Source organism: Gemmiger formicilis (assembly GCF_900167555.1).
GTDB classification, from domain to species: domain Bacteria; phylum Bacillota; class Clostridia; order Oscillospirales; family Ruminococcaceae; genus Gemmiger; species Gemmiger formicilis.
The window spans coordinates 1-3,216 of the sequence record NZ_FUYF01000061.1 but is presented as its reverse complement, the minus strand read 5'-3'; the positions used below and the strand labels follow the sequence as shown (position 1 = coordinate 3,216).

Sequence of the window (3,216 nt, the reverse complement as noted above, 5' to 3'; positions counted from 1 at the left end):
GGACTGGGCCCTGATGGAGCAGTTCTGCCAGCTGGCCGGCGGGCGCGAGGACACCTGGTACGCCACCAACATCGAGATCGTGGACTACATGGCCGATGCCGCCCGCCTGCAGTACACCGCCGCGGGCGATAAGGTCTGCAACCCCAACGCCCAGTCCATCTGGGTCGAGGTGGACGGCCGCCACTATGAGATCCCCGCCGGAAAGACAGTGGCGCTGGTATAAGCGGATTCGCAATTTAAAAAGGAGAGAGCAATGGCAAACCTGATTTTTGACAAGGCCCAAATTGAGGCTACCATCGACAAGATCGTGGACCGCACGATGCGGATGGACATGACATGGGACTGGCCCTGCGGCGTGGCCTACTACGGCATCTGCGAGGCATATGAGGTCACCAAAAACGAGCGCTACCTGCAGCTGGTCAAGGACCGCGTGGACGAGTATATCGAGCTGGGCCTGCCGAGCTGGACGGTCAACACCTGCTCAATGGGGCACTGCCTGATCACCCTGTATGAGCATACCGGCGATGAAAAGTATCTGGACATCGCCAAAAGCAAGGTCGAGTATCTGGAAAAAGAAGCGCTGCGCTTCGGGGATCATGTTCTGCAGCACACCGTCTCGGTCAACAACGACTTCCCCGAGCAGGCGTGGGCGGATACGCTCTTTATGGCGGCCTTCTTCCTGCTGCGGATGGGCGTGCTTTTGAAGGACGAGGCCCTGATCGATGATGCGCTGAACCAGTATTACTGGCACATCAAGTACCTGCAGGACCCCGAGAGCGGGCTGTACTACCACGGCTACAACAACATCACCGGCGACCATATGTCGGGCATCAAGTGGGGGCGCGCCAATGCATGGGCGGCCTACACGATGGCGCAGGTCGGCGTGCGGCTGCCGCAGTGCTACCTCTACCCCAAGTTTTTGGATGTGGTCGGCAGCCTGAACGACCAACTGGCCGCGCTCAAGCTTTACCAGACCGAGAACGGCCTGTGGCGCACGATCGTGGACGATGCCGCCTCTTATGAGGAGGTCAGCGCGAGCGCCGGTATCGGCGCCGCCATGATCACCAAGGGAAACCCCCTGCACATCAAGTACATCAACAAGGCCATCCCCGGTATGCTGGCCAACGTCAGCCCGGACGGCCGTGTGCTGAATGTCTCGGGCGGCACGGCGGTCATGAAGGACGCCGACGGCTACCGCGGCATCAGCCGCGACTGGATTCAGGGCTGGGGTCAGGGTCTGGCACTGGCCTTCTTCGCCGGTGTGCTGAACTACGACAACGTCCGCTCGGACGGCGCACTGTAAATTGTCTGACAGGGCAAAAGCCCCCGCTGCCATAAGCAGCGGGGGCTTTTGCCTGCATATCGATGTTTTGCCCTTTCTCAATCCAGCCGGAACACCTGCTCCAGCTTGGGCTGGGCACCGGTGACGGGGTCCATTTCCAGCTCCAGAATGTCCTTCATGTAGTCGTTCCAGCGGTCAACGACCGGGCTTTCGGCCTGTACCTTTTCGGCGTAGGCAACACCCTTTTCGCACTCGTAATAGCCGAACAGCTCATCGTTGCAGTAGAAAATGCTGTAATTGCAGATGCCTGCATCCTTCAGCACCTTGACCATCTCGGGCCAGATTTCCGCGTGGCGGCGCTGATATTCTGCCTTGCAGCCGGGCTTGATGCGGCCCTTCCATGCCATATGCTCCATTTGTATACGCTCCTTTTGTTATACAAGCTTTTCCAGCTCCAGCTTTGCGCGGCGGCAATGCTCCAGCTCGGCTACGCTGCCGTCCCATGCCTCGTTCTCACCGACAAAGCGCACCGTGCTGTCCTTGACGGTCAGGCCGTCCACGCAGCGGGCGTACAGCGCCGGGATGGCGTGCGGGTAGATGTGCCGGGCCGAGGGCTGCTCGTCAAACAGGCCGCCGGGCTGGGTGCCGCGGTGCTGCAGCGTCAGGTGCATCTCGCTGATGCGCAGGTCCTGAATTTCGCTGTCCGGCTCGCCGGCCGCAAAGGCGCAGCTTTCACTTGTCAGGTACAAATGGTCAAAGCTGACACGGCGGATCACGCCTGCCGGGCCGGTCTTGCCCTTGCGCGGTGTGGCGCTGACAAACACCGGCTCGCCCTTGCCCCACCAGCCCGGCGCACCGGGCAGCTGGTAGGAGTCGGCGTAGCGGCGGGTGCAGCCGGTCAGATGGTGGACATGGATGTCCTCCACCGTGCCGCCGTCCCGCACCCAGACGCCCACCGCGCGGGAGCAGTCGTCAATGACGCAGTCGCTCAGCGTCACATTGCGGATCACACCGTGGGTCTCGGTTCCGATTTTCAGCGCAGAATCGCGGGAATGTAAGATGCAGCCCGTGATGGCCACATTCTCGCTTGCACCGTAGCGGCGGGACATCGGCCCGGTGGATTTGACCACGATGGCGTCATCGCCGGTGCGCACAATGCAGTTGGAGATGACGACATCCCGGCAGCAATCGGGGTCGATACCGTCATTGTTGGCGCCGCGGTCATCGTTTAAAATCATGATGTTCTGGATGCGCACATGCCGGCAGCCCGCCATGTGCAGCGTCCAGAACGCCGCGTCCTGCAGGGTCACATCGCGCACGGTAAAGTTTTCGACTGCCTCAAACAGCATCATGCGCGGGCGGAATGCCTCGCAGAATTTCGGGCATTCGTGGAAGCCGTTGTCCACATCCTTGTCCAAAAACACCTTGTCGCCCTGACCGTAGATCGTGCCCATGCCGCTGATGGTCACATTTTTGGCGTGGCTGGCCCCCAAAAAGAAGCCGCCCTCCCAGCCGTCGGCGGTGTCGTCAGGGTCGGTGCCGTCCCCGCCCTGAGGGAACGGGGTAATATCGGCGGGGTTCAGGCTGCTGATAAGCACCGCGCCGCTCTCCAGATGCAGCTCCACATTGTCCTTCAGCAGCACGGAGCCGCTCAAAAAGCGCCCGGCCGGCACGATAACGCGCCCGCCGCCCGCTGCTGCGGCTGCATCGACCGCCTGTTGGATGGCTGCCGCGCAGTTGGTCACACCGTCTGCCACAGCGCCGTAGCGTAAGATACTGTAGTCCATCGCTCCTGCTCCTTATTTTTTGTCTATGGCAACACCGCACAATTCCCGCCTGACGGCTTAAGCACCGCTCCGGCGGCTGCGGCACGGCATCTGCGTTGCCAAAATGCTCGATAAGACATCCAGTATTATCTGCGCTTTTGGCTTAGC

At 61.0% G+C, this 3,216-nt stretch carries 3 protein-coding genes and 1 pseudogene; 2 read left to right on the top strand and 2 right to left on the bottom strand.

The window, feature by feature from the left end; all coding sequences use genetic code 11:
• Positions 1 to 223 (top strand): annotated as a pseudogene (locus B5D32_RS15325) (polysaccharide deacetylase family protein); the annotation flags it as partial.
• 30 nt (positions 224 to 253) lie between these two features.
• Complete coding sequence (locus B5D32_RS14420; RefSeq protein WP_078785650.1) at positions 254 to 1,303, top strand: glycoside hydrolase family 88/105 protein; 1,050 nt, start codon at positions 254 to 256, stop codon at positions 1,301 to 1,303.
• A 77-nt stretch (positions 1,304 to 1,380) separates the two neighbouring features.
• On the opposite strand, the gene B5D32_RS14415 is transcribed toward B5D32_RS14420, so the two are convergent.
• Both B5D32_RS14415 and B5D32_RS14410 read right to left on the bottom strand, forming a co-directional pair.
• Entirely contained in the window at positions 1,381 to 1,698 is a 318-nt protein-coding gene (locus B5D32_RS14415) for an L-rhamnose mutarotase (protein WP_078785649.1), read from the bottom strand.
• An 18-nt stretch (positions 1,699 to 1,716) separates the two neighbouring features.
• Positions 1,717 to 3,069, bottom strand: a complete 1,353-nt coding sequence (locus B5D32_RS14410; protein WP_078785648.1) for a glycoside hydrolase family 28 protein — start codon at positions 3,067 to 3,069, stop codon at positions 1,717 to 1,719.
• Positions 3,070 to 3,216: the final 147 nt, after the last annotated feature.

Coding starts and splice junctions, on each gene's coding strand:
- B5D32_RS14410 (WP_078785648.1), bottom strand. CDS start 3,069: ATGGACTACAGTATCTTACGCTACGGCGCTGTGGCAGACGGTGTGACC.
- B5D32_RS14420 (WP_078785650.1), top strand. CDS start 254: ATGGCAAACCTGATTTTTGACAAGGCCCAAATTGAGGCTACCATCGAC.
- B5D32_RS14415 (WP_078785649.1), bottom strand. CDS start 1,698: ATGGAGCATATGGCATGGAAGGGCCGCATCAAGCCCGGCTGCAAGGCA.